This is a genomic window from Streptomyces sp. TAA040, assembly GCF_000424845.1.
In genome coordinates this window covers 375,181-400,417 of record NZ_KE384254.1, presented here as the reverse complement: position 1 = coordinate 400,417, position 25,237 = coordinate 375,181, and the positions used below count along the sequence as shown (strand labels likewise).

Annotated in this window: 4 protein-coding genes; all 4 read right to left on the bottom strand. The window is 74.7% G+C overall.

The genetic code is table 11. From position 1 onward, the window contains the following. Nucleotides 1-130: 130 nt before the first annotated feature. Complete coding sequence (locus H300_RS0123530; protein WP_028429344.1) at nucleotides 131-3,433, bottom strand: hypothetical protein; 3,303 nt, start codon at nucleotides 3,431-3,433, stop codon at nucleotides 131-133. Further along, nucleotides 3,430-4,221: a type VII secretion system-associated protein gene (locus tag H300_RS28910; RefSeq protein WP_078516246.1), complete on the bottom strand. Its 792-nt coding sequence runs from the start codon at nucleotides 4,219-4,221 to the stop codon at nucleotides 3,430-3,432. Before H300_RS28910 ends, H300_RS0123530 begins: the two co-directional genes overlap by 4 nt. Before the next feature lie 580 nt (nucleotides 4,222-4,801). Continuing rightward, a complete protein-coding gene (locus H300_RS28905) occupies nucleotides 4,802-5,596 on the bottom strand; it encodes a type VII secretion system-associated protein (RefSeq protein WP_106966907.1) in 795 nt (264 codons plus the stop codon). 86 nt (nucleotides 5,597-5,682) lie between these two features. After that, a complete protein-coding gene (locus tag H300_RS0123515) occupies nucleotides 5,683-25,233 on the bottom strand; it encodes a lonely Cys domain-containing protein (protein WP_158678437.1) in 19,551 nt (6,516 codons plus the stop codon). Nucleotides 25,234-25,237 lie beyond the last annotated feature (4 nt).

The following is a 25,237-nucleotide window of genomic DNA, read 5'->3' as shown; positions in this document are numbered from 1 at the left end:
GTACCGCCACCGGGTGGTTCGTCACGAGGCACTCTCGTTCTCCTTCGATTGGGTAAGGACTGGTCGGGCGTCCCGACGGACGGGCGCTGCCGCCGCCGGTCGCGTGCGTGGCCCCCTGACGTCACCTCCTCTACTCGGTCGGCCCGACCGGACCGACGCAGCGCTCCGGCCACGACCCGCCGACCTTGGCGGGCAGGCCCGCGCCGAGGAAGGAGTCGAGCCGTTCGAGGGCTGTGCGGTCCAGTCGGCTGAGTTCCTCCGCGCCGTCCATCCAGTCCGCGGCGGTGCCGGGGAGTTCCCGCAGCAGCACCAGTCGCGTGCCGGAGACGTCGCGGGTGTCCAGGACCCGGAAACCGGTACCGGGGGCGAAGACGACCTCGTCGGGCGCACCGCTGCCGGGCCGACCCTGCAACTGGCGGACCTTGCGGCCGGTGACGGACCAGATGGCGTACCGCACCGGTGCGCCGTCGGGGCGCTCGCCGGAATGCGCCACGGCGCTGACCGGTGCCGGATCTCGGAGCAGTGCGCCCGTCCGCGTCCCCACCGGCCCGCCCTGGTCCGCGCCCCGCAGGGCGACGCCCCGGAACGAGGGCAGACGCCGCAGCGCGGACGTGAGGCACGCGGCGTACGGGAGCAAGCGCCCGTCGCCGGCCCGCAGGTCCCGGGTCAGCTCGCGGTGGTGCAGTGCGCCCTCGACCGCCGTCAGGTAGGCGTGGGCGGCCACCAGATCGCTCCGGGCGGCGTCCAGTTCGTGCCCGCGGAGGGCGGGCATCCGGGTGAGCAGCCGGGAGACCGCGGCGACGTGCCGCTCCCAGCTCCCCGAGGCGAGCTCGCGGAAGGCGGCCCGCTCGGCATGGGTGCTGATGTGCCCGGGGACGAACGGGACCGTCGCTTCGGGTGCCGGAGCGTTCCGGGGCGGGTCCTTCGGCCGCTCCTCGCTCCTCCCCTCGGGGGCGGCGGGGCCGGGACCGGCGTCCCACCTGCCCGGCGCCGGAGTGACGGGTTCGGCCAGGGGTGGCGCCGCGCGACCGGCCGGGGGCGTGGAGGAGGTGGTCTCCACACCGTCCGTGGCGGGCGCGGGAGCCGTGTCGGCGCCCCGAGCGGGCGCTGACGCGGACAGGGCCGGGTGCCGCACGCCCTGGGGCTCGGACGGCTCCCCGGGGTCCGGCCGGGCGGCCGAGGGCCGTGGAGTGCCGGGCCCTCGCGGGGCGGTGGTCCCCTGGGGGGCGGCAGGCCGCTGCGGGGTGGCGGTCGGCTGCGGTTCGGTCGAGTCCGCCCCCGGTCCCCGGCCCGAGGTCTCCGCGGATGCGGGGCCGGAGTCCACCGCGGCCGTACCGGACCCCGCGGGACCGGGGCCGGACCCCGCGGTCTCCTCGGACGGAGAGGTGCGCCCGCCGTCCGGCGGACCGGTCGGGGCGGCGGTCCCGGCCGCAGTGGAGGGCCGCTCCTGCTCCGGGGGCGTCGCGCGACCCGAGGGGGGCTGCGGCGAGACGGCCGGCCCGGACGCGGGCGCTTCCGGACGGCGGACGGCGGCAGCGGCCGGCGGGGCGGGCCGGGGCGGGGGCTCGGCCGGCGGCGCGTCGGCCGCCCGCCCACCGTCCACGGCTGCTCCCGGGGAGGAGGCGTGCTCGGTCCGCTCGGCGGGTGCCGACGCCTCGGGCCTGCGGCTGTCGGGAGGGGGAGCGCCGGGCTTCGGGGCTCCGGTGCCGGAGCGCGGTCCGGGGGCCGCCGCCGGCCGGGCCGGGGCGGCTCCCTCGGTGGCGCCGCGGACCGGTTCCGGCCGCCGTGACGGCGCACGTCCGCGGACGCCGGGGCCGGGCGCGCCGAGGCCCGCTCCCGCGGTGTGCTCGCGCGACGGTTGCTCCACCGGCTCACGGGACGGGCGGTCCTTCGCGTCCCGCCGAGGTGGGGCCGCACCGGCCGCCGTGGAGACGGCCGGACCACCGGTGACCGCCGGGCGGGGCGCGGTTCTCCCGCTCTCCCGCTGCCGCAGCCAGGGAGCGGCCTGCGAGACGTGCCCCGCACTGACGTACCTGATCCCCGGCAAGCCGTACTGGGCCGCCAGCTTGCGCAGTTCGGCCTCTCCCGCGGTGAGCCTCCCGCGCACCATCAGGGTCGTCCTGGCGCGCAGCGCGCCGCCCAGTCCGATGAGCAGCCGGGACAGCGCGGGTAGCACCGAGTCGTCCATTGGCTCGCCGGGCGTGCCGAGTTCCAGCGAGAGGGTGGACGGGTCCACCGGGGTGGCGGCGAGCGGGCCGCGAGGGCTCCCCCGCTCCTCCACGACGAGACCCGCACGGGTCACGCTGGCCTGCCAGCGCTCGGTGAGCGGCACCACGCCGGGTTCGGCGGCGTGCGGGACGGGAACCGGCTGGAAGAAGTGAACCGGGCGGGGCTCACGGCGCTCCTCGTCGGCGGTCGCCGGCAGGCAGACCACGGCGGGGACGAACGGCTGCCAGGTCGGTTCCCCGTCCCGGCCGACCAGCGTGGGCCGCACCTCGGCACCGGGCGCAAGGGTCCCGGTGAGCAGCGGCATCCCCGTGAACACCTCCACCTCGCTGCCGAGCATGTCCGCGACGCTCTGGGCGAGCCGCAGCAGGTCGCGTTCGCCGCCGGGCGCCAGCCTGGCCTGCGACCGATGCCCGGCCGGGAGGGCCGCCAGCACCGCCGCGATCTCGTCCGCCGCGACGTCCTGGGCGCGGGGCGCACCGACCAGGACGAGGGGCCGTTCGGTGCTCACCGGAACCGCGAAGCACAAATCGAGCTCCTGCGGGGACGGCGCCTCGGCGGGCCGGATCAGCACACCCGCCGGGACCTGCTCCACCACACAGCCGCCCTCGGTGCGGGCCGGTACACGGCTCAGCGCCTGCTGCCACGAGGGCGCCGGGGTCCGCGGTCCGAGGAGCTGAGGGGACTGGTCGGGGGCGAACCGCCACCAGCCGCGCCCCCCGCCGACCGGGTCGGGACGGACGAACAGGGTGCCGCCCGGTGTGATCAGGACCGGTCCGTCGGGAGCGATGACCTCCATGCGCCACGCGTCGGCGATGTGCCGGGCGACGGACCCGCGCTCGGGCCGGTCGTGGCCGGCGCCGGACATGGCGAGCCGGACGGAGGGGACGCCGCGGTCGCTGAGCGTGTCGAGGAGCTCCGCGAGCCTCGACCACTGCTCGGCGCCGGACGAGCCGTCCGTCCCGACCGAGCCGACCAGGACGGTGACGACGTCCTCCTCCCCCTTCGCCGCGCGGGAGACCTCGGCCAGCTCTTCCAGGCCGGGGAACTCGTCCTCGGCACCACGCAGGAGCAGCATCCCGTCGATGTCCTCGACCGGGGCCCCGGAGCCGTGCCGCTCCTCAGACGGGGACGGGGCGGTGCCGGCGCCCTGCGAGGGGCGGGAACGGCGGCCGGAGCGGGTGAAAACGGAGTTCCAGGGGCTCATTCCGGGGTCTCCCGCCGCATCGGTTCCGGCGTACGGGCGTCCCCGGCGGTGCGGGCTGCCGCCGCGGGCTCGTCCGGTGCGGAGACGGACGAGGCAGTCCCGTCCGGCGCGGCGGCATCCGAAGCGGGCTCCGTCCGGGCCGCGTTCCGCACGGCGGCGGGCTCCAGGGTCATGGAGACGGGGCCGGAGGGGTTGAGGTAGAGCAGTTGCTGCGGTGGGACCAGGTCCACCAGTTCGCCGGTGTTCACCAGCTCGAAGGCCAGGCGGCCCGCCGCGTGCAGGTGGCCGGGCGAGGTGAACACCGGGACGGCGACTGCCCCGTCCGGAGTGAGGGCGGTGAGCGGACCGCCGCCGGGTGCGGCGTAGACCGCCACCTCGCGGTCGGCCAGGGAGGCGGCCACCGCGTCGCCGGACCCGTACCCCGTCGCGGCCAGCTGGACGGCCCTGTCCACCTCGTCGGCGGGCTCGGGCCAGCCCAGGGCGCTCGGGGAGGGCCGGTACTCGGGGTTGTCCTGCCATGCGGCGATCTCGCCGTCCGGCCCCGAGCGCCAGCGGCCCACCAGGGCCCATTCCGGCGGCTCGCCCTCGCCGGACCACGCCGGATCGGCCATTCCGAACCAGTGGTCGGGGGCGAGCCGGGCCGCCGCCCGGATCTCCTCCGGGACGTCCGGTGCTCCCCCGCCCGTCACGGTCGCGGCCGCCGGACCGCCGTTCGCGGTGCCGTCCGCCTCCTCCGGGACGGACCGCACGTCCGACGGAACGTCGTCACCGGTGGTGTTCTTGGTCATGGATGTCCTAACTCAATGTCGAAAAGCCGGTGCCGCCCCAGGGCCCGGTGTGTCGCGGACGCCGGGAGCACCGGGCTTCGCAGAGCCTCGTGCCGAGGCCGTGGATCGGCATGAGAGCAGTGGAGGGTGAAGCGGAGAAGTCGTAGGGACGAACGGCCGATCCAGCCGATCCGGCCGAGCGGCCGGGTGGTCCGAAGACCCTGGAGAAGCCACGTGACCGCGGTGTCACGGAGGCCCGATCACCGCGGGCGAGCAGGCGGGCACCGGTCGGGCCCGCCGCCGTCGACCGCCCACCGGTCCATGACGCCCGGGTGTACCGAAACCGATCCTGCCGCAGCGCGGATCCGCTGCGTTTCCAACCCAGACGTCGACGCCGACTCGCAGGCCGTTCTCCCCGGAGTGCCGTCCGGGAGCGACCTGTTGAGCGGAGCCGGATGCCGCGGCCACGAACGGCCGGGCTCCGCGTCAACGCCCCACTGGAAGGCATCCTAGCGACCCGGCCCGGCCGTTGGGCAAGGGGGCCCGGAAGTACGTAGACCGTCGGGCCGGGACGGTGGTGGGTCGCCGACGGGCCCGGCCGTCAGGCGCCGGCGTTCCCGCCGCCCACCGCGCGCTCCCCGCGCACGCCTGTGGCAGAGGTCTCGTCCGCGGAAGCCTCGTCGGTGGGGGCCTCGTCCGCGGGGACCGTCTCCGCAGGGGCGGGGACGCGTCCGGTGCCCGCGGCCGTCGGCGCGGCGACACCGGGGGCCGTGGCGTTCGCGCTCAGAAGGTCCTCCGGCCGCACGGCGAGCGCCACCGGTGCCGAGCGGCTGAGGAACAGCAACTGGTGCCCCGAAGGCGCTGCCTTGATGAGGGATTCCACGGACACGAGCCGGTGCTCGGGCAGCGGTCCGGGGTCCGCAAGCGGCGCCGACGAGAAGAACGGCACCGCCGCCACGCCGTCCGAAGTCGCGGTGGCGGCGGGGCCGCCGTCCTCGTCGGTGCAGACCGCCACCTCGGTACCGGCCAGTGCGGACCAGACCTGCTCCTCCGTGCCGTATCCCGTGGCCGCCTGCTGGAGGGCCTCGTCCGCCGGGCAGACCGGCGGCTGCCAGCCGAGTGCGGTGGGCGACGGGCGGTAGTCCTCGTTGTCCTCCCACTCGACCACGACACCCTGCTCGTCGCTGCGCCACCGGCCCATCACCGCCCAGGACGGAGGGGGCCCCTCCCCGCGCCAGTGGGGGTCCCCGACCGAGAGCCAGTGGTCGGGGGCGAGCCTGGCAGCGGCGACGATGTCCGGTGGCGGCTCGGGGAGCGGCTGCGTCGGGGCGCTCGCCGTCGGGAGGCGCCCTTCCGCCTGGGTTCCGGCAGGCTCGGCCTCGGGACTGCGCGTCATCTTCCTTCTCCTGTTCGGTGCGTGGGCCTGCTCGGTTGCGTGGTGCGGGGCGGGCCGGAACGGCGGTGGCGGGCCGACCGGGCGATTCAGCTCATGGGGTGGTGGTCCCGCCCGTCGAACCCGAGATGCACCTCGGGCAGGCCGTCGCCGCCGTAGCGGACGACCGTCCCGTCGGCTTCGGTGACGACGAGCGCCCGGCCGAGGTGCCACGCTGTCAGAACGGCCCGCAAGCGGGCCAGCCGCGCCGACTCCTCCGCCCGGAGCACCAGGCGCAGCCGTTGAAGGGAGGTCAACAGCAGTCCGTCGGAGGCGATGTTGCCGCCCGAGAGGGCCGCCTCCAGTTCGTTGCCGGCCGACAGCACGAACCCGACCTCCGCCAGGTCGGCCCTCGCGAGAGTGGGCGGCACGCGCACCAGGTCGGAACGGGACAGCGCGTCCGCGGCTTCGTCGGTCACCTGCGTACCGGCCCAGGTGCCGAGGTCTCCCCCGGCCCCGGCCACCGTCCATGGGGGCGGCGTGACGGGCGCCCCTGGACCGGAGGGCGGTCGGCCGGAGTTCCACAGGGCTGCGGTCAGAACCGCGTCGGCGCTGCGGTCCTCGCTCTCGGACGCCTCGCTCTCGCCTTCGGCCTCCGGGCTCACCTGCGCGGTGCCCGTGTCCGTGCCCGTGCCCGTGCCCGTGCCCGTGCCCGTGCCCGTGCCCGTGTCCGGAACGGTGGCATCCTCGGGCAGGGTCGTCGGGACGGGCTCCGGAGTCGGTGACCGGTCGGAAACAGGCGTGCCCGGAGGCGACGGCGGGACGGACGTCCCGTCCGGCGTGCCGGGATCGGACCCGGCTTCCGCCTCGGCCTCCACGGTGGCCACGGTCGGGGCAGAGGCAGTCGGGGCGGTTGACGGCGACTCGCTGCGGCTGCCCGCCGGTGACGGCACCCGAGGGCGGGCCCCCTGGACCTCCGGGGCCGTCTCCGCGTCCACCTCGGCGAGGGGCGCGGTCGGAGCGGTGCCCCGCGGAGGCCCGGCCGGAGTCGGGTCGACCGTCGGCCCGGCCGGGTACGTCGTTGTCTCGGTAGCGGCCGGGGACGGCGGGGGTGCGGTGAGAGCCTGGCCCGTCGTGCCCTGCTCCCCCGCGGGGTCGCGGGGAGCGGGACGTGCGGCCGGTTCGGGCGGCGTCGCCGGAGCGGTCCACGGCAGCGGCGCCCGCTCGGGTCCGGCCGACGGGTCGACTGTCTGCACAGCGGGCGCGTCCAGGGCGGAGGTGCCGCGGGCCGACTGCGGGCCGGGGTCGGACGCGCCGTCGCGCTCCGCAGGGGACGCCGGCTCCGCGGGGACCGGCGGAACCGAGACATCCGGCACATCGGGACTCTCCAGAAGGCGGTTCGAGGGAACCGACACATCGCCCACCGAGATCGCCGGACTCCCCGGCGGCGTAGAGGCTCCCACGTCACCGGGGCCGCCGCGCTCCAGCGGTTCGGTGCCCGCCGGCGTACGGAGCGGGCCGGCGGAACCGTCGACGGCATCGGTAGCAGGGCCCACCGGAACGGCCGGGGATGCCGGAGCGATCCCGTCCACCGGGTCCGGCAGGTCCGACGGCGCGGGGACCACTGTTGCTGCGGGGTCCGGCGCGGGCTCGGTCGGGAGGTCCGCGTTCACCGGCGCGGCGGGAGCGACCTCGCCCTCCGGGTGCTCCGGGGGGGTGTGCTCGGGAGCGGGGCGCTCCGGGGAGGCGGACCGGCCTCCGGTCGGCGGGGAGGGGGTTGCCGGTGCCACTGTGCCGTCGTCCACCTGCGCCGAGACCTCGGCGGACTCCGCCGACGGCTCCGTCGGGGTGTCCTGGGCGGACCGCCCGGCTGGCACCGGCTCGCCGACCGGGATCGCCGGGCTTCCCGGAGGCGTGACGGCTCCTCCGAGGACCTCGCTGTCGGCCGCCGACGACGCGACGTCCTGCGACGGACGGGGCTGCCCCGAGACGTCGGAGTCGGCACTCGCGCCGAGGTCCGACGCGCGCCGGGAAGGAGGCAGGGCCACGTCGGCCGGATCGGGCGGAGCCACTCCGCTCCCGCGGGCGGTGGGGGCGGTCGGTGGCCCGGCCGGGGCGGGGCCCGGCGGCGTGCCGACCGGTGGCGTCGGGAGGCCGGGCTCCGGCTCCGGGCCGTCCACGGAGCGGCCGTCCGCAGAGCTCTCATCCACGGGGTAGCCGTCCGGAACCACCTCGGCGGGCGGGCTCGCGGGTTCCGCGATCACCGAATCCGGGCGCGAGGGAGGAGCGCCCGCCGGTTGCGGCGGCGCCGCCGGTCGGGCCGGTGCCGTGTCCGTCCCGGCCGGATCGGTGACGGACCCCTGCGACGTCCCCGACGCATCGGGCACTGTACGGCCGTCCCGGTCCCGCGGAGCGGGCTGCGGAGCGGGCGGCGGAGCCGGCTGCGGAGCCGGCGGCGCAGCCGGCGGCGCAGCCGGCACGTCTCCGGGGTCGTGATCCTCGGTCCTGCCGCCCGGGTGGTGGATGATCCAGCCGCCGGGGCTGCCGTCGGGCCCCTCCATCATGTGGAGGTACCCGTGCCCGTCGACGTCCTGCGCGACGGGTGCCACCTGCCAACGCGGCTGGACGAAGGTGAGACCGGTGGCGTCGGACAGGCGCCGGCCCAGGGAGTGCGCCATCGGCCCGGTCCCGCAGATGAGCAGCACGACGACGGTGCCCGGCGGCAGTGTGCGCAGGTGTGCCCAGGAGCTCGCCAGCGCGGTGGCCTCCGCTCCGCCGGTCTCCCTGGCGGTGCCGTCCGCCAGGGCCACGCGGAAGGCGTCGGTCGAGCCCTCCGCGGAGAAGTAGAAGCGGGAGCGGCCCGGGAGCGGCATCGGCCGGATCCTGCTGGTGGGGCTCCCGTTGCCGGGCCGGTGCCACTCGACGTACTCGGTCCGCTGGTCGAGGCGACGGTGCGCCCCCTCCCGCCGCGTCCACTCCTCCCGGGAGAAGGAGGCCTGTCCGACGATGGCGCCGTTCTCGCCCCTGATGTCGTGGACCAGGATGTCGGCGTGCCAGTCGGGCCTGCCGTCCGTACGCGGCTGCGGCCCGGGCTCGGGGGGCGGGGCCGGGAGTCGGTTCCGCGGGTCCGTGAGCGAACCGGCGGCGAGCAGCCGCTGGGCCGACCGCAGCTCCATTCGGACCACTACCGGCTCCAGGAAGGGGACCTCGACGGTCCCGCTGCGGTCCCGGACGCCGAAGGCGCTTCCGACGCGCTGGTGGAGGTCCGCCTCCAGCCGTAGGTCCACGTTGAACTGCACCAGGACGGACGGGCCGTTGATGATGACCGCCGGCGCGTAGCCGGAGGTGTCCGAGACGTCGTGGCCGACGCTCAGGCCCTTGACGAGCCCCCCGCTCCCGCCGTGGTCGTGCAGGTCGTGCTCCCGGTAGCGGATCCAGCCGCCGCCGCCCTGCGGCGGGCCGCCGGCGTCGCTGTGGCCCACGGAGTCCGTGGTGCCGTCCGCCACCAGCCTCGGGGCACCCGGAGTGTCGGCGGCGTCCGGCTGGAAGAGCATCCGGTCGCCGGGGCCGAGGACCCGCCCGCCGGTGAAGCGTGCGTGGGCGCGGATGCCGAGGTCCTCGCCTCCCCACCAATCCGCGACGGACGAGTCGGGGAGTCTGCTGCCCGCTGCCGCGAGTATCGGCAGAGCCGAGGTCAGCCACTCCGTGGAGAGCGCCTCCCCGATCTGGAAGGAGGACGGTGTGCCGTAGGCGCGGAACTCCGCGTCGGTCTCCAGCCCGCGCATGAGCCGGACGAGCCCCGAGCGGGCCTCTTGGGTTCCGAGAAAGGTGTTGACCTGGGCTTCCGGCGGCAGCGCGGTGCCCGTGGCGCGCCACTGGTCCAGTGCCTGGGATGTGGCTGCCGTCCGCCACCCCGGAGGGGCGAGTGCGCGGGCGGGCTGGAGGTTCGCGAGTGCGCGGAGGTCGGATTCGAGCAGCCGGTACTGGAAGTGCCGGTCGTCCGGGCCCTGTGCAGGTGCCGTCAGGACGACGGTGCCGAGGGGAGCGGTGCCCTCCGGACTACCGGGCGGGAACACGTCCACCCGTGCCGTCACGGGGGCGCGGAGCCGCACGGCCTGGGCGTCGGCGGGTGCGGTGATCTGGACGCCACTGGTGTAGCCGGTGCTGCCGCCCCGGTTCGCCGACGCCGACGCGCCGGACTCCACCCCGATGGAGGGAATGGCCGTCATGCCGACGTCCGCCTCCGCCTCGTCGGTGAGGGCGGCGTAGGGGAGGGCCGTGACACTGAACGGCTTGGCCGTCCCGTACCCCTTGACCCGGGTCTCGCCGTAGGTCGCCGTGGTGGTGTAGAGCATGCCGCGCGGTTCGTCGGGACGGCCGTGGAAGACGCCGTCGCCGCGGGTGACGCTGAACCGGAGCACATACGCGGGCTTTCCGCCACGGCGGTACAGGGTGACCGGCACTCCGCCGTCCATCGCTCCGTTCAGCAGTCCGCCACCGGCGCCGTTCAGTACGGTCATCAGCCGCAGGGTGTTGCGCTGCCGGTCCGACACCAGGTGCGGCGGCAGCAGTTCGCGCGCGGAGTCGGCACCGCCGAGAACGGTGAGCCGGTCCCGCAGGCCGGCCAGCAGGCGACTGAAGTCGGGGGCCTCCTCTACGACGCCCAGTCCGATCGGTCCGGTACCGGCGAGCCGGAGCTGCTCCACGGGCGGCGCCGACGGGGGCAGGCGGTCGGCGGCAGGACCGCCGACGGGTGCCGCGAGCAGGGGCCGGGGGACGGGACCGCCGGGGGGACGGGCCTCCGCGGTCGGCCTGTCGCCCGCCGCCCGGGAGGACGCGGCGACCACCGCATCGAACTGCGCCCCCAGGCCGGCCCGGCGGACCTCCTCGGGGGTGAGCCAGACGGAGACCGCGTGGCGCGCCGTCCGGCCACCGCCGGCGACGCTCGGTGCGCGGCCGCGCACCGACACCTCGGCGGCCATCAGGACCCGGAGGTCGGCCTGGACGAGAACCAGGCGGTTGTCGGCCCCGTTGACGGCCGTGCGCTGGATGCTGCCCCCGGTGGCGATAGCCGTCTGCCGGGACCAGGACCAGGCGTAGCCGCTGCCGAGAGCGCCGAACTGCCAGATCGGGCCGCCGCCGGGCACGCCCGCTCCCGCGAGGGTCAGTCCGAGAGCGACTCCCAGGCTCCGGCTGCGGCTTCCGGACGCCTGGTGGCCGCCTGCGGTGCTGCGCCTGATCGGCGGGCCCTGGGTCACGTGCACCACCCGGGGCGCGACGACCTGGAAGCGGACCCCGGCGGCACCGACGAGGCCGGACCACCGGCGGTCGAACCGGAGGTCGTCCACCAGCCACACGCCACGGGTGCCGGACTCGAAACCGGCGGAAACGGCCTCCGGACCGAAGGCGTCCTCGATCCGCATCGCGGATTCCAGGCCCGGCGCCCCGAGCGCGGCGTCCTGCCCGCCTGCGGCCCGCGTGAGGAGGTCGAGGGCAAGGTCCCGGACGACGTTCCCGGCCCCGGTGTCGTCCATGAGGGTCCACCTGGTGACGCGGTGCTCCCCCGCCGCCGGTTGCGCCCAGGCGGCGGAGAACATGGCGCTGATCCCGGTGACCTCCGGAAGGGGCAGCGGTGCGGGCAGCGCCGGGGGACGCATCTCCCGGTGGGCCTCGGGGCCCAGGGTCAGCGCGGTGGGGCCGGTCAGGCGCACCGGCTGGGCAGGGATCGCGAGCGCCCCCTCCCCTGTCGGCCTGACGAGCGTGGTCACCGCGGGGGTGTCCCGGCCGGGCAGCCCCGGGGTGGTCGTCCGGACCCAGCCCCTTGGGCGCCGGACCGAGGTGATCTCGACCTCCAGGGCGAGCACCGTTCCGAAGGCGCTGGTCCCCTCGTGTCCCTCGTTCTCCTCGGCGTAGGAGGCGGTGGGGCCTCCCTGCACGCTGCGGCCGTACGCGAGGCTGCCGGCAGCCGTCCCGACGAGGAGGAAGTGCCCGGGTACGGGCTTGGCCGCGACCCTGCCCCGGATCGCCGCCCCCGTCTGGGCCGTCGCGGACAGCTGGCTGCCGGCGTCCACGCCGCTGCCGTGCACGACGGCCCAGTGGTCGATGTCGCCCTGGAAGTCGAGCGGAGTGGTGAACCTGCCCTTGACCCGGAGGAGTACGTACTCGGTCTCGGTGAAGTGCTTGCGGCGCAGCCGGACGGTGACCCCCGACGTCAGCAGGGCCTTCTTGCGGGTCTGGAGCTTCCCGGCCGAGAGTCCCGCACTCAGCTCCCGCTGGTTGGTGCGCTTGAGCGCCTCGTCGGCCGCGGAGGTGAACAGGCCCACGCCCTCGTTGGCCCGCCCGTACTTCGGGAGGAAACCCTGCAGTTCGGGTGTGTCGTGGAAGCGCTGCTCGATCGCGGACACCAGAGGGGCCGTGTCCAACCCGGTCAGTGTGGTTCCGGCACCCAGTCCGTTCCCGGGAAGGAGCCGTTCGACGCCGGGACGGGTGAGGAACGGCCCGGGGGTGACGCCCTCGGGCAGCGGCAGCCCGAGGTGCGCCGCCTCGTCGGCCCGGAGGTGGAACCAGACCCACACATCGGTCGTGGAGGGGGCGTCCCCCCCCGGGCGGCGCCGCCTGAGCGGGCCGGTGCCCTCGATCTCCACACGCACCCGGGCCCGGTAGCGGATCTTCTCGCCGCTGATCTCCGCGCCCTGCTTGGTGGCCGACTGGACGGACGCCCCGACCGCCCGACTCCGCGCCTGCTGGAGGGCGGGCTGCACGAAGAAGCGCACCTGGGGGCCGCCCGGCATCAGTCCGAGGCCCAGTCCGGGGCCGAACGCCGTGTCCCAGGTGGACCCGGACGCGACCTCGGCGGAGTGGGTGACGGTGGCCTTGCCCGAGGTGCTCAAGGCGGGTGTGGTCTGCTCCGGCGGGTTCGTCATCGGATCCCGGTGGGCCTCCGCGGCGGGCACCGAGCGGGACTCGGGCGTCAGAGCCGTGATCCGGGCCCGCGCCCGGTAGCCGCCGGCGGAACGGCCCTGCGGACTGGACAGTTCGGCGGACGGGACCCAGCCGGCGAGCAGCCGCGGCAGATCGCGCAGGAGGCTGTCCGCGGAGGCGGCACGGAAGGCGACGGTCCGACCGGGTGTTCCGGCACCGATGACCCCGGGGTGCACCTGGCCCGCGATGGCGTCGAAGATGCCGCCGCCGCCCGGGTGCGTGGGGCCCGGCCGCGCGGAGAAGGCCACCAGCGACTGGGCGAGCCGGACGCGGCGGGCGGTCGCCGCGTCCACCGCGGTGAGCGGGGCCTGGGCACCGAACAGTCCGTCGGCCACGAGTTCCTCGACCGGGACCCGGGCGACGGCCGTGCCCTGACCGCGGTACGTGTGCGCGGCGTCCACTCCCGCCTTCTGCACGCGGAGCAGCCAGGTCAGGCGGCGGGGGACGTCCACCGTGCCGGGCTCGCTGGTGAGGGAGCGGCTCTCGGTGACGCCCTCCTGACGGGTGACGGAGACGGTACGCCGGCGCAGCGCGAGGTCGAGGGAGAGCGCGGCGCCCGCCAGGACCCCCGGCTGCGGGGTGGGGAGCAGGAAGCTGAAGGCGCCCTTGAACGCGAGACCCCTGCTGAAGCTGAAGGTGCCCGCGCCCGTGGTGCCGGTGGAGCGGGTGACGAGGGTCTGGTCCCCGGGGTGCGCGAAGGTGTCCGCGACGGTGATCAGCGGCTGCCGCTCCGCGGGGTCGCGCGCGATCTCCAGGGTGACGTCGTACCAGCCGTCGCCGCCGCGGACCTGGAAGGTGTGGCCATGGCCGAGGAAGGTCTCCGGGTGGCCGCGCAGTGCGGTGAGGATCTCGTCGGTGGAGCCGTCCCGGGTGAGGCGGCGGATCTCCCCGTCCACCCAGTCGGTTCCGGTGAGGTGGTGGAGGGTGGACGTTCCCGGAGCCCTCATGGTCGCCAGGTAGGGGGGCAGCCGCCAGCTGCCCGGGGGCAGCGCCGAGGCCGGGTCCTGCCGCCCCGGGACGGGCGGCACGGCGGGCGGGGGAAGGGCCAGGACGGTGGTGACCACGTCCGCGGAGTCCTGGGGCTCCGGGGACGGCCGGTCGGCCGGGGACGGCCGGTCGGCCGGGGACGGCCGGTCGGCGGCGGGAGGGCCGGTGGTCTCCGCGGCGGGGTGCTCGGGGACCGGGGGCAGGAGAGGGCCGGCCGTGGTGGTGGCGGGAGCGGGGCGCAGCGTCTCCAGCGGGTGGGCGGGTCCGGTGGACGGGCCGTCGAGCATCCGCATCGCCTCGGCGTAGTCGGCGACGGTGGCGTCGTCGGGCAGTTCGACGACGCGCGGTGCGGGAGTTCCATGGGCGCGCTCGCGCACGGCGGCCCAGATATCGCCCTCAAGGTCCGGCGGCAGGCCGCGATCGCCCCCGGTGGAAGGGCCACCGGGGGCGTGGGGCAGTTCGGGCAGCACCGGAGCCGCCGAGGGGACCCTGCGCGGCGCAGGAGGCGGGTCGAACAGGTTCCGGAGGCTGTCGTCCAGACCGCCGGCGAGGCTGCCGTCGGGCGCGAGCGGCAGCATGCCGTAGAAGGCGCGCTCCACGCCGACCCGTACCGTGCCGCCCGGACCGCGCAGGACGAGGGTGGCGTCGAACCGGTAGTGACGGTACTGGCGGGCGCCCTCCTTGTTGCTCTCGTCCGTCTCGGCGAGCTTGTGGCTGTGCTTCTCACCCTCCTCCACTGCGACGAGTTCGAACGGCGCGCGCTCGGCGACGCGTCCACCGGGGATGTCCGTGCCGCCCTGCGGGGCCACCTTCAGGTGCCAGCCGGAGGACTTCTCGAAGTCGGTCCGAGGTGCGTGGTCGTCCTGCCGGTAGCGGCGGGCCTTGAACCGGGACCCCCGGTCGGGACCCAACGCGTGCGCCCGGGTCGGTTCGAGGCCGACCATCACGGTGTGGTCCCCCACCGGCAGCGGGTACTCCCCGCGGAGCAGCTTGCCGATGTTGGCCCGCAGCATCGCCTCCTTGCTGAACTGGCGGTAGAGCTGGCCCGCGACGGCGGCGGGGTCGAGTCCGGGCGCCTGCCTGGTCCTCGCGTCGGTGAGGTCGGGGGCCCGCCCCCGCGGGTAGGTCTTGATGGCCAGGCCGGCCCAGCGCTCCACGGCCGTGGCGGCGGGCATCGCCCAGGGGTGCAGCCCGTCGGTCAGGGCGGCGGGCAGCGCCGGAGGCGCGGTCCGGGCCGCCGCGGTACCGCTGTGCTCCCAACGCGGTGCGGTGCCGGCCGAAGGCGTGAGATCGACGTCGTCCCAGACCGCGTCGCCCGGGACGGTGAGGTGGGCGGGGACGAGCAGGCGGACCCACCCGCTGCCGGGGTCGGCCGAAGGCGCCCCCTCGGTGTCGCTGTCGGACTCGTCGACGACGTCGGCGGCGCTGTCCTCGGACCAGGTCCAGGGGCGGTGGGTGTACCAGGACCAGGCCCCTGCGTCGGTGCGGAGCAGGTTGTCGGCCTGGCGCAGGAGGTTCCTGGCAGCGCGCGCCGGCACCTCGACCATCGCCGGGGGCTCGGTGGTCAGTCCCAGCTCCAGCCGGAAGGCCAGCGGGTGGGTCAGCTCATGGGTGCTGTCCTTGTTCGCGACCCGGAAGATGTCCTTGATCTCACGCGTGTCGGCATCTCCGTGGCCGGTCTTCGACTCGTAGCCGCCCATCACGTAGGCCCCGCCGTGCTCGGGGTTCGAGCTGCCGCGGAAGAGGAACTCGAAACCGCCGTGCGTCGTTCCGGCGGTCCGCACCGCGGTCTCGTTCTCGGTGACCGCCTCCCCGCGGAGGGTGAGCGAGGCGTCCGGCCTCGGCCGGTCGGCGTTCGAACGGTCCATGGTCGCCGTGACGTTGACCCAGAGGTAGTCGGTGGCGCCGAGGAGTCCGGGGACAGGGAACCAGCGTCCGACGCCCGAGGTCGTGAGGTCGTAGAACTGGGTCTCCAGGGCGTCGGAGGAGTACGACGCGGTGAGCGCGCGGGTGAGCAGGTTCGGCCGGGCGCCTACGTCGCCGGTCTCCGCCTTCAGCACGCCGCGTCTGCGCAGCCGGGTGAGGAGGGCGGGAAGCACCTGGTCGGCGCGGAGCAGTTCGGGGTGCGCGATCCCGGGCAGCATGGCAGGGTGGGGCACCGAGCGCGGGGCCGACGGTATCGGCGCGGTGACGCCGAAGGACGGGGGGAGGATGTCCTCCAGCCGTCGCTCGGGGACGAGCAGGTCGAGTGCGTTGTCGGCCGTGAGGTAACGCTGCTGCGCCTCCATCTTCTTGCCGCGCCAGCGCAGGGCGGTGACCTCGAACACCGGAGTGGTGCGAACGGTGCGCGTGGTGCCGCCGTAGGTGGCGCGGGTGATGCTGACGTCGCCGAGCTTCTCCTTCTTCTCCCAGCCGCGGCTGTACTCGTGGCCGAGGTTGAGGACGGCGGCGATCCGGCCTCCGGGGCCCTCGTTGCCGGAGTCCTCCGGGTCGCCCCCCTCGGTGTCGCCGAAGTCTCCGGAGGCGTCGGCCTCGGAGCCCCAGCGGAACTGCGGACCGAGATTGGCGGTCATGTCGATGCCGCCGCCGATCTCCGAGCCGGACTGGTGGTGCCCGGCGGCCTGGAGGTAGTGCTCGATCTCCACCGGGCCGGGGGTGGGTCCGAGATCCTCCGGGGCGACGGCCAGCACGCGGAAACGGACGGCCTGCTTCCAACCGTCTCGCTTGGGCAGTTCGATCTCATACCCCGCCGGGCCGACGAGCTTGGCGAAGTGGTTCGCCAGCTCGGAGGGGACGGCGGCGTTGCGCAGCCGCTCCGGCTGGTCGAGCCAGTTCCGGGTGCGGCGCTCGTTCTCCCGTTCGGAGGCTTCGTTGACCCGCTCGTGCAGTTGGGCGGCCAGAAGCGGCAGCTCGGGCAGGTGCAGGAAAGCCGGGTAGAGGCCGGACGTGCCGCCGGTGTCGAACCGCAGCGGGGTGGCGGTCCGGGCGTCGAACGCCCGCCGGACGCGCACTCCCCTCGCCCGCCGGACCTCCCTGCGTGTGAGGGGAGTGGTGGGCACGTGTTCGTGGGGAACCGCCACCGAGGCGACGATGCTCTGCGGCATGTCGATCCACCAGGGGGTGACCGGCCCGCCGACCACCGGGTCGCGGCGCATCGTCAGCTCGTAGACGATCTCGTAGTCGTGCCGGTCGACGTCGCCGGTGGTCTCGGTGCGCCGGTAGTGCTTGACGGTGTCGGCGAGTTCGTGGTCCAGGTCCCGGCCGCCGCTGCCGGTGATCTGGAAACCGCCCAGTTGGAAGCGCGCCCAGTCGCGCATGGTGAAGCGCACGGCGCCGCCCGCTCCCATCGAGCCGGACCAGGCCGTCTTGCGGTGCCCGGAGGCACGGGCCGCCGCCAGGGCACGGGCGTTGACGGTGAGCGGGTAGCTCGATCCGTCGAAGCGCTCGCGGAGGTGGCCGCGGACGGCGAGCTGGTAGACGTTCCCGCCCACCCGGACGGTGCGTGCGATGCCGGCGATGAGCTGGGGGAGGTCCGCCTCCAGCGCGGGCCGGCCGAAGAACAGGGCCAGGACCCGGTCCGCGGTCGACCAGTCGGCCCCGACGGCCCGGTCGCCCAGGTCGTCGACGACGGCGGCCCGCAACTGGTCGTGGACGAGTTCGGAACCGGGAAGCGAGACGAGCATGCCGAAGCCCTGGCCGCGGCGGGTCGCCAGGGCGAGCGTTTCCCTCGGGTGGGGGGACGGCAGGTCGTGATCCAGCCGGGCCGGACGCACGGACGGTCCGGACGGGCGGGCCCCGGACTCCCTGAGCAGGGCCCGTACCCACGGCTGGGCCGCGACGGGCCCAGGCGGTTGCGGGCCGAGGACGAGGGCGGGGGTCTGCACCGCGCCGAAGGTCCGGGCCTCGAAGTCCGCCGCGTCCCGCAGCGGCATCGCGTACTCGGTGCTCACGACCTCTTCCACCACGGGGATGTCGCGGCCGGGCGTGTGGGGAGTGACGGTCACCCGCATGCGGGCGAAGTAGCGGGCCTGGTCGGCCCTGGTGTTGAGGACGGTGTGCAGCAGTCCCTCGGAGTTGACGCCGTATCCGTCGGAGCGGGAGGACTCGCCCTTCGCCCCGAACAGCGGGTACATGCCCTTCCCCGAGGGGTCCGTGGGCGTCGGGCGATGGTCGGCGCCCTCGCCCAGGCCGTCGATGTCGTTGACGAAGTTGAAGCTCCAGCCCAGGTGGGCCTTGCTGCTTCCGTCGCGCTGATCCTCGGAGGACAGCCCGGCGCCCATGTCGTCGCGGACCCCGATACTCGGCGTCGAGCCGAGGTACTGCGCCGTGTCGACCTCGGCGCGGATCGTGAAGTGACCGCGGAACGCCTTGCTGACGATCGAGCTGATGTGCACCGGATTGGTGATGTCGCCGCTGGTCAGCAGCCAACGGCTTCGACTGAGCGCCGACTTCTCGTTCAATGTGGTCTGAACGTCCGCCATGACACGCACGACCGTATCGGCCGGAATGCCGCCCGCCAGCAGGGCTTGCTGGAGGGCGCTGACCACGGGGATGAGGTCGACGGCGTTCAGTGTGGACGCCGCCCGTGACGGCTGCCGGTGCGCTTCGTCCGCGGGGAGGGGGCCGGCTTGCGGGGCGTTCCGGTCCGGTCGCAGGCCGCCGGGCGCGGTGTATTCGGCGGGCAGTTGCACAGCAAGGTTGCGCGGGGTGACGACCTCGTGGGGACGCTCCACTCCGTCGACGAAGACACGGACCTTGAGCTGGGCGTCGAAGGTGTTGGTCCCACCGATGAACAGCTTGCGACCGGCGATGACGTTCCGGTTCCACTTCCCGGTCTGCTTGCGGCTGACCGCCGCGCCGATCTGCGGCAGGCCGAGCAGGAACCATGAACCGGCTTTGGAGGACAGGTCCAGGGCCATCATGAGCGCCGACTCGAAGCCGTGCGAGACGTCCCGGGAGGTCTCGCCGCCCGTCGCCGAGGCGGCGAAGGTCACCGAATACTCGCGCGAGCCGTCGCCCGCCGTCTCGACCTGCGGCTGGGGACGCGCGTCGCGGAGCACGGGCCGCAGCCAGACGAGGCGGCCGTCGACATCGAAGGTCCTGCCCTTGGTGAGCAGGTCCGTCCACGCCTGCTTGCCGGTGGTGAGGAAGAGCGCTTCGAGTGCGGTGCGGATACGCCCGTACAACCCGGCGTCCGGACCGCGGTTTGCGCTTCCCGGACCTGCGGCACCGTCACGGAGCGCGTTCACGATACCGTCCGCCCAGGTGCGGGCCTGATCCGCCGGGGCGGGCGCCGCGGTTGCCGGCGTCGCAGGTCCGGCCGCAGCGGCGGCGGGCACCGCGGGCATGTCCGTGCCGCTCACGAAGGCGTGACCGAGCGCGTCCTCGTCCAGGTACCAGGGTGCCTCGGCGGTGGCGGCGGCGGGATCGGGGGTGTCGAACAGCACGAGGGGGCCGGTGCCCGTCGGCGGCGCCCCAGGGTCCGGGGTCGGATCGGTGACCGGCGGGCCGGAGGACGGCGGTTGGGTGGCCGGTGCCTCGTCGTCGGAGGACTCCTCGTCCGACTCCCCGTCGGTCGAGTCGTCATCGGCGACGTCGTCGTCCGTGGGGTCGCCGTCGTGGGAGCGGGGGTACGGGCCGGTGAACTGCGGCAGGAAGGAAGCCCAGGCGTCCTCCCGGGTCAGCGCCGGCTGCTCGACGCTGCTCGACGTGGAGGAGCTCGGAGCGGGCGAGCCTTCCCGGGGGCGCAACTCGGCGAGCTGGTACTCGTAGACCCGTCCGCCGCGCTCCTCGCGGCGTGTCTCCCGCACCACGAAACGCGACTGGCCGTCTCCGGTTCCCGAAGGCGGCTGCGGGGAGACGGGCCGGCTCGTCCGGCCGACCCGGTCTCCGCCGATTCCGGTGAGCATGGTCACCAGGTCCGTCGCCCAGTCCGACATGCTCTGCGGCTGCGTCGGCGGCTGCGGAGCCGGAGGCGCAGGGGGCGGGGGCCCGGTGGGCGACAGCGGCCCTGCGGGACGACGGTCGGAATCGGCGTTGAACTGGCGGGGGTCGGCGAAGGGGCTGGGGTTGCCGGTGTCTCCCTGCTGCTGCGCGGGGCCCGGCGGACGGAGGAAAGCGTCCAGAGTGGTGGTCGTGGGCGGCAGTGCCGCGGTGGCGCCGAGCATCGCCCCGAGCGCGGCGGCGTACGCCGGCATCGGCAGGTTGCGGCCGCGGTGGAATCCGGCCAGCAGTGCGTCCAGCCGTGCGCCGGTCAGCGGGGCCGTGTCACCGCTGCGGAACCGGAGTCTCTCGAGCACCGCGAAACCACGCAGCATCTGTCCGTACACGTCGGCCCGGTTCTCGATCTGCTCCCCGAACGCCCCGCGCAGGGCACGCGTCCAGCGCCGTACCCGCTCACCCCGGTCCGTGACACCCGCAGGCAGCCCCGAAGCCGTGGCCAGGTGCGGCAGAAACCCTTCGGGAATCTCCGGGAGGAACCGGATCAGGTCCTGGTGCTGTGCGTTGAGGGGACCGTGGACGAGGATCCGGGCCGGACCGTCCTCGTCCGCCACTCCGAAGGAGGCGTCGGCGGCATAACCGAAGCCGGCGACGCCCGTCATGTTCGCCACGTGCTGTGCCGCGGGGACGTGCGACAGCCGATCGTGCCCCCGGGCGGGCAGGATGATCCCGCTGCCGCAGGAATCGACCAGTACCGCGCTCTTGCCCCGGAAGCTCGGGCGCCGCCGGACGAAGCTCCCCATCGCCGGGCCGGTGGCGAACGTCTGCCCGGCAGGAGCCTCCTCCTGCCCGGGAACCAGGTACGGAACCTGGAATCCCGCGTGTTCCGGGATGCCGTGCCCGGAGACCGTGTAGAAGTTCACCAGGTCCGGCGGCAGAGGCCGGAGAGGCCCCTCCTCCTGCGTGTCCGGGTCGAGCCGCGCGTAGTAGCGGACGGCCGGTATCCCCGCGTAGGTGTCCTCCTCCCTCGCCAGTTCGCTGTTCTCGTAGAGTGCGCGCCCTGACGACTCGTGCGTGTCCGGGTGCGTGAGCACGTAGGCGACGAGGTCGCGTTCGCGGGCCGTCCCTCCGGCCTCCGCGTCCACCGTCATGTCCCCGGGCGGCGGGAGCAGACCGGGATCGTCCGACAGGCCTGGCGGGCTCTGGATCCACTTGCCCGTCGGCACCTGCTCGTCCGGGTCCCACACCAGGACCGGCAGCGTGCGACCGGAGTCCTCGGCGAACCGCAACCGCCCGTCCGTCGACCACACCGGCACCCCCAGGCCGTCAGCCAGCGCCCGCACCTGCGGCAGGGTGTGCGCTGCGGCCCGCGGCACCAGGAGCAGCACCGGAACCCCGGCAGGCCGCTCCGGGTCGGCCAACAGCGCCTCGCCGAGGGAGGCGTCCCACGAATCCGCCACCACCGGGTACACCGGCCCACCAGCCCACGGAGCAGCCTCCACCGGCGACTCCAGAGCCGCCTCACCATCCCCGAACACCGACACCACCGACGAATCCAGCCCCGGCAACGGCCGCCCCGACCAATTCCGCCCCGCACCCGCACCACCCAACCGCGTCCCCACATCCAAAAGCCCCGGATGGGGAGAAACGGGACCGGCGCCATTGTCGGCGTTGAACTGGCGGGGGTCGGCGAACGAGGTCGGGACAGGCGGCCGCGGGTCGGGCGAGGTGACGGTCACCGGATCCGGTTCCGTCCTCGCCGGCGGGATGTCCTCGGCGCCCACAGTCGAGGGCCCGACGAGACCCTCTCGGCCCGGGCCCGTCTCCGGGGACGCGGACGGGTCGGGGGAGCCCCGCCCTTTCCACGAGCGGTGGGCGTCGGCGAGCAGTGCGCTCAAACCGGCCCCGGGGTACTGGGCCCGGTAGGCCGTCAGTACGGCGTCGAGAACCGCGGTGGTGAGCGGGCCCGTCTCCGGGCTCGTCGGATTGGCAAGCCGCAGGTTCTCCAGAGCGGCGAACCCGGAGAGGAGTCCCCGGTACTCCTCGTTCCGCGCGGGGTCGGTGCCCAGGTCCGGCCCGAACTCGGCACGCAGCGCGCGTGTCCAGCGCAGGGCTCGCTCCGCGCGGTTGTCGGCGGTCGGGACGAGCCCGGCGTACTCGGCGGCGCCGACGAGTTCCGCTTCCGTCGGCTCGGGGTGGAAGGTGCGGTAGACATGGCGGCGGTCGTCGAGGCTGTCCGCGACGCCCAGCCGTGCCGGCCGGCTCGCGTCCGCCCCGGCCGCGGCGATCTCCCCGGTGTCGGTCCTGGTCACCCGGCGGGTCTCGCTGGCGACGTCCTGGCCGACCGGCACGGTCACGAGCGGGTCGGTGCCCGTCGGTTGCGCACCCGCCGTGCAGGCGAGCAGCGTGATCGGCACCCCCGGACGCAGGCGGGAGAGGCTCGGGCGGCGCCTGAGGTACCCGCCCGCCTGCCTGCCGTCCACGTGAGCGATCCGGCCGCCCTTCGTGGGGATGCTGACCCCTTCGGCGCCCACGTGCACGGCGGCGACGTAGCCCATCTCGCCGGGCAGCGGCTCCAACGGGCCCTCCTGACCGGTCTTCCGGTCGTAGACGACCCGGTGACGCACGTCGGAGAGCTGGGAGTAGTGCGGTTCCCGCAGGGCCATGTCCCCGTCGGACAGCAGGGCCCGGCCGGTAAGCCCTTTGCTGTCGCTGGTCGTCAGGACGTGGGAGGCCAGGTCGGCGTCCGGGATCGTCTCGCCGCTGGTCGTCCGGATCGCTCCGGGGCCGGGCAAGGGGGCCAGGCCGGGGTCGTTCGGGATCCACCGTCCGACCGGCGAGGTGCGCTCCCCGGGGGTGAGGAGCGTGAGCGGGCGGGCATCCCCGGTGCTCGGGCCGTGGGGTGCGAGACGCCCGTCAGTGGCCCAGACGGTCGTGCCGATCGCCTCGGCGACCGTGCGCGGGACGGTCGGCTCGCCGAGGCCCGCCCGCGAGGCCGCGAGCACGACGGGGGCGTCCGTCGGCCGGGCCGGATCGTGCTTGACGAGTTCGGCGAAGACCTCCGGTGTCACCGTCCGGGGCATGCCGGTGCCGTCGACGAGCCGTACGCCTCCCTCGACGAGTTCGGCGGTCACGACGTAGGGGGTGCCCGTCCAGGGCGCCGGTGCGGCGGTCGTGGCGCCGTCCCGCACGACCGCGACGGAAGCGGTGTCGAGCGGCGGCATCGGCGTGCCCTCCCAGTGGCGCCCGGGAACCGGACCGCCCCGCCCGTCCAGCGTTCCCGGTCCGGACAGCAGGCCCTGGGACTGGAGGTGGAAGGCGGCCAGTGCCGCGACGGAGTCCGCCCTGCCGACGGCCGCCGCATCGGCGGCGAGCGACACCAGGTCCTGCGTCACCGTGCGGCCGGGGGGTGCGATGTGGTCGGGCCCGAGGGTCTGCTCGGCCATGCGGTGCAGGTCCGGTGTGCCGTCCGCGCTGTCGGGCCGTCCCGGCGGCGTCTGGTGCACGGTCGTCAGGGCGTCGGCGCCCTGGAGCAGGTGGGGGAACTCGGGCGTGCTCTGCACGTCCGGGCCGAAGACCTGCCGCAGCGTGTCCAGCGACGTCCGGAGGTCGGGCGTGTTCGGCGGAGCGGTGTCGGGCGTGCCGTCCGGGGCTGGTGCGGTGCTTTCGGCGTCCTGCCGTGCGGTGTCCGGGCCGTCCACCGTGCCGTCCCGCCCGTCGGGGACGGGGACGGGGACCGTACGGTCGGGGCCGGAGAGCTGGCCGGGAGCGGGGGCGCCCTTCCCCGTGGGCTGGGCGGCCGGCGGTGCGGCGACCTCGGGGGGCTGCTGCCCCATCACCGGCAGGGCCGGGCCCGGCTGTGCGCGGTCCTGCTGGTCGGGGTTCGCGGTCCGCTGCTGCTCCTGGGCCGGGGGGACTCCGTCTCTGGCGCCGGGCACCCCGTCGGTCGGGAGGGGCGCGCCGTCGGAGACCGTCCGGGGCGTGTCGTCCCGGTCGCTCCCTTCGCTGTCGGGGCGTTCCTCCGGCAGGTCGGTGAAGGCCTCGGCCGCCTCGTCGGGTGCGTATCCCTGCGCGTGGTGCCCTCCCGTGGTGGTGGACGGACTCGGCAGGTTCGGTCCGCCGGCGGACGGTGCGGGAGGGATGTCGGTGGCAGCGGGCAGGCCGGGGGGAACCGTGCCGGGTACCTCGCTCCCCAGCGGACCGTAAGCGGTGTCGACGGGGAGCGGGAGCAGGTAGTCGGCCGCCTGGTCGGGGGTGGTGGACGCGTAGGGCTTGGTGCCTCCGGGTGTCAGGCCGCCCGCCGGTCCCCCGGTCCCCGGGACGCCGCCGGGCAGCGGGGTGGGCGGGGCATACCCGAGGGCGTCGGGACTGTTGAGCGGTCCGTACCGGCCGTTCGCCGACGCGGGGTCGGTCGAGTAGTCGGTGCTGGTGGAGGCGGTGCTCCCGGCGCCGCTGAACGTGCTGTCGTAGCTGTGGCTGTCGTCGCTGTACAGCGAGGAGGTGTCGCCGCCGTACCCCGGGTTCGGCCACACGCCGGCTGTTCCGTCGAGGTCCGCGTAGCCGTAGCGGGGCTGGTCCGGGTAGGGGTTCGGGCCGATCGCGGTGGGGGGGAGCGCCGACGGCCCGAAGAGGTCGCCCGGACTCCGGTACGTGTCCGCGAACGGGCTGTCGCGGTGGGACGGGTCGAGGAGGTAGTTCGCGTTCCCATACTGCGTCGGGTCGGTGGAGGTGAGCGGCGGACGGTAGGTGCCGGGACCGCCCGAGGAGCCGAAACCGTCGCCGCCTCCCTGGAAGTGGTGGGTGTTGTGGGCGGCGAGGTCGGGCCGGTTGAAGACGTTGGAGTGGAACCACTTGCCGCCGCCGCCCACGAGGTCGGACGCCGCCTCGAACAGCAGACCGCTGAGACCGGCCCGCCAGAAGGTGTCGGCCTTGATCTCCCACTTGCCGTCCAGGATTCCCTTGACGAAGGTCTCCGCGAAGGTCTCGGCCTGCCCCTCGTTGACGAACGCCACGGGCAGTTCGAACAGTTCCTTCTGCCAGTCCGGCTTGTTCTTGAAGTAGTTCTTGGTGTATTTGGAGACGATGTCGTTGAACGCTCCGCCGAACAGCCCGGCCAGGGCGCCGAAGAAGGCGCCCCTGCCGATGCTGTCGCCGTCGAAGTGGTGCCGCCGGCGGTCCGGGTTGTCCGGCACGACCATGGAGAGGACCTGTGCCGAGAAGATGATGAAGGCCTCCTGGATCGCTTCCAGGATCATGGAGAGCGGTGTCCCGCCGACCCGGCCCATGCGGTGGAGGATCAGCAGGATGGTCAGCGCGGTCCGCGCTCTCGTCAGGGCGACCTGGGTCGCCGAGGTGCCGCCGGTGAAGATCGCGAGAGCCGCGATGAGCGCCAGCTCGATGTTCATGAAGATGAACTCGAGCAGGATCTCGTACTTTCCCTCCTGCAGCTTCTTGGAGCGGTCGACCTGGCGCTCGGAGATGGTGTCGAGTTCGTCGGCGAAACGTGCCAGGTGGTTGACGCCGTTGTCGTCCACGAACGCCTTCGTGGCGGCGACGAATTCCCTGCCGATGGCCGGCGGGAGGGAGTTCCCGGCATTGGCGATGGCAGCGTTCATCGCGTCCGAGAGGTTGCGGACGTCCCTGGCCAGGTTCTCGTACGAGGACCGGCTGTCGTAGCCCTCGTCCTCGTTCCCTCTGGCGACGCTCGCTCCGACCCAGATCTCGATGAATTCCGCCAGCGCGGGCGGGAACATGATC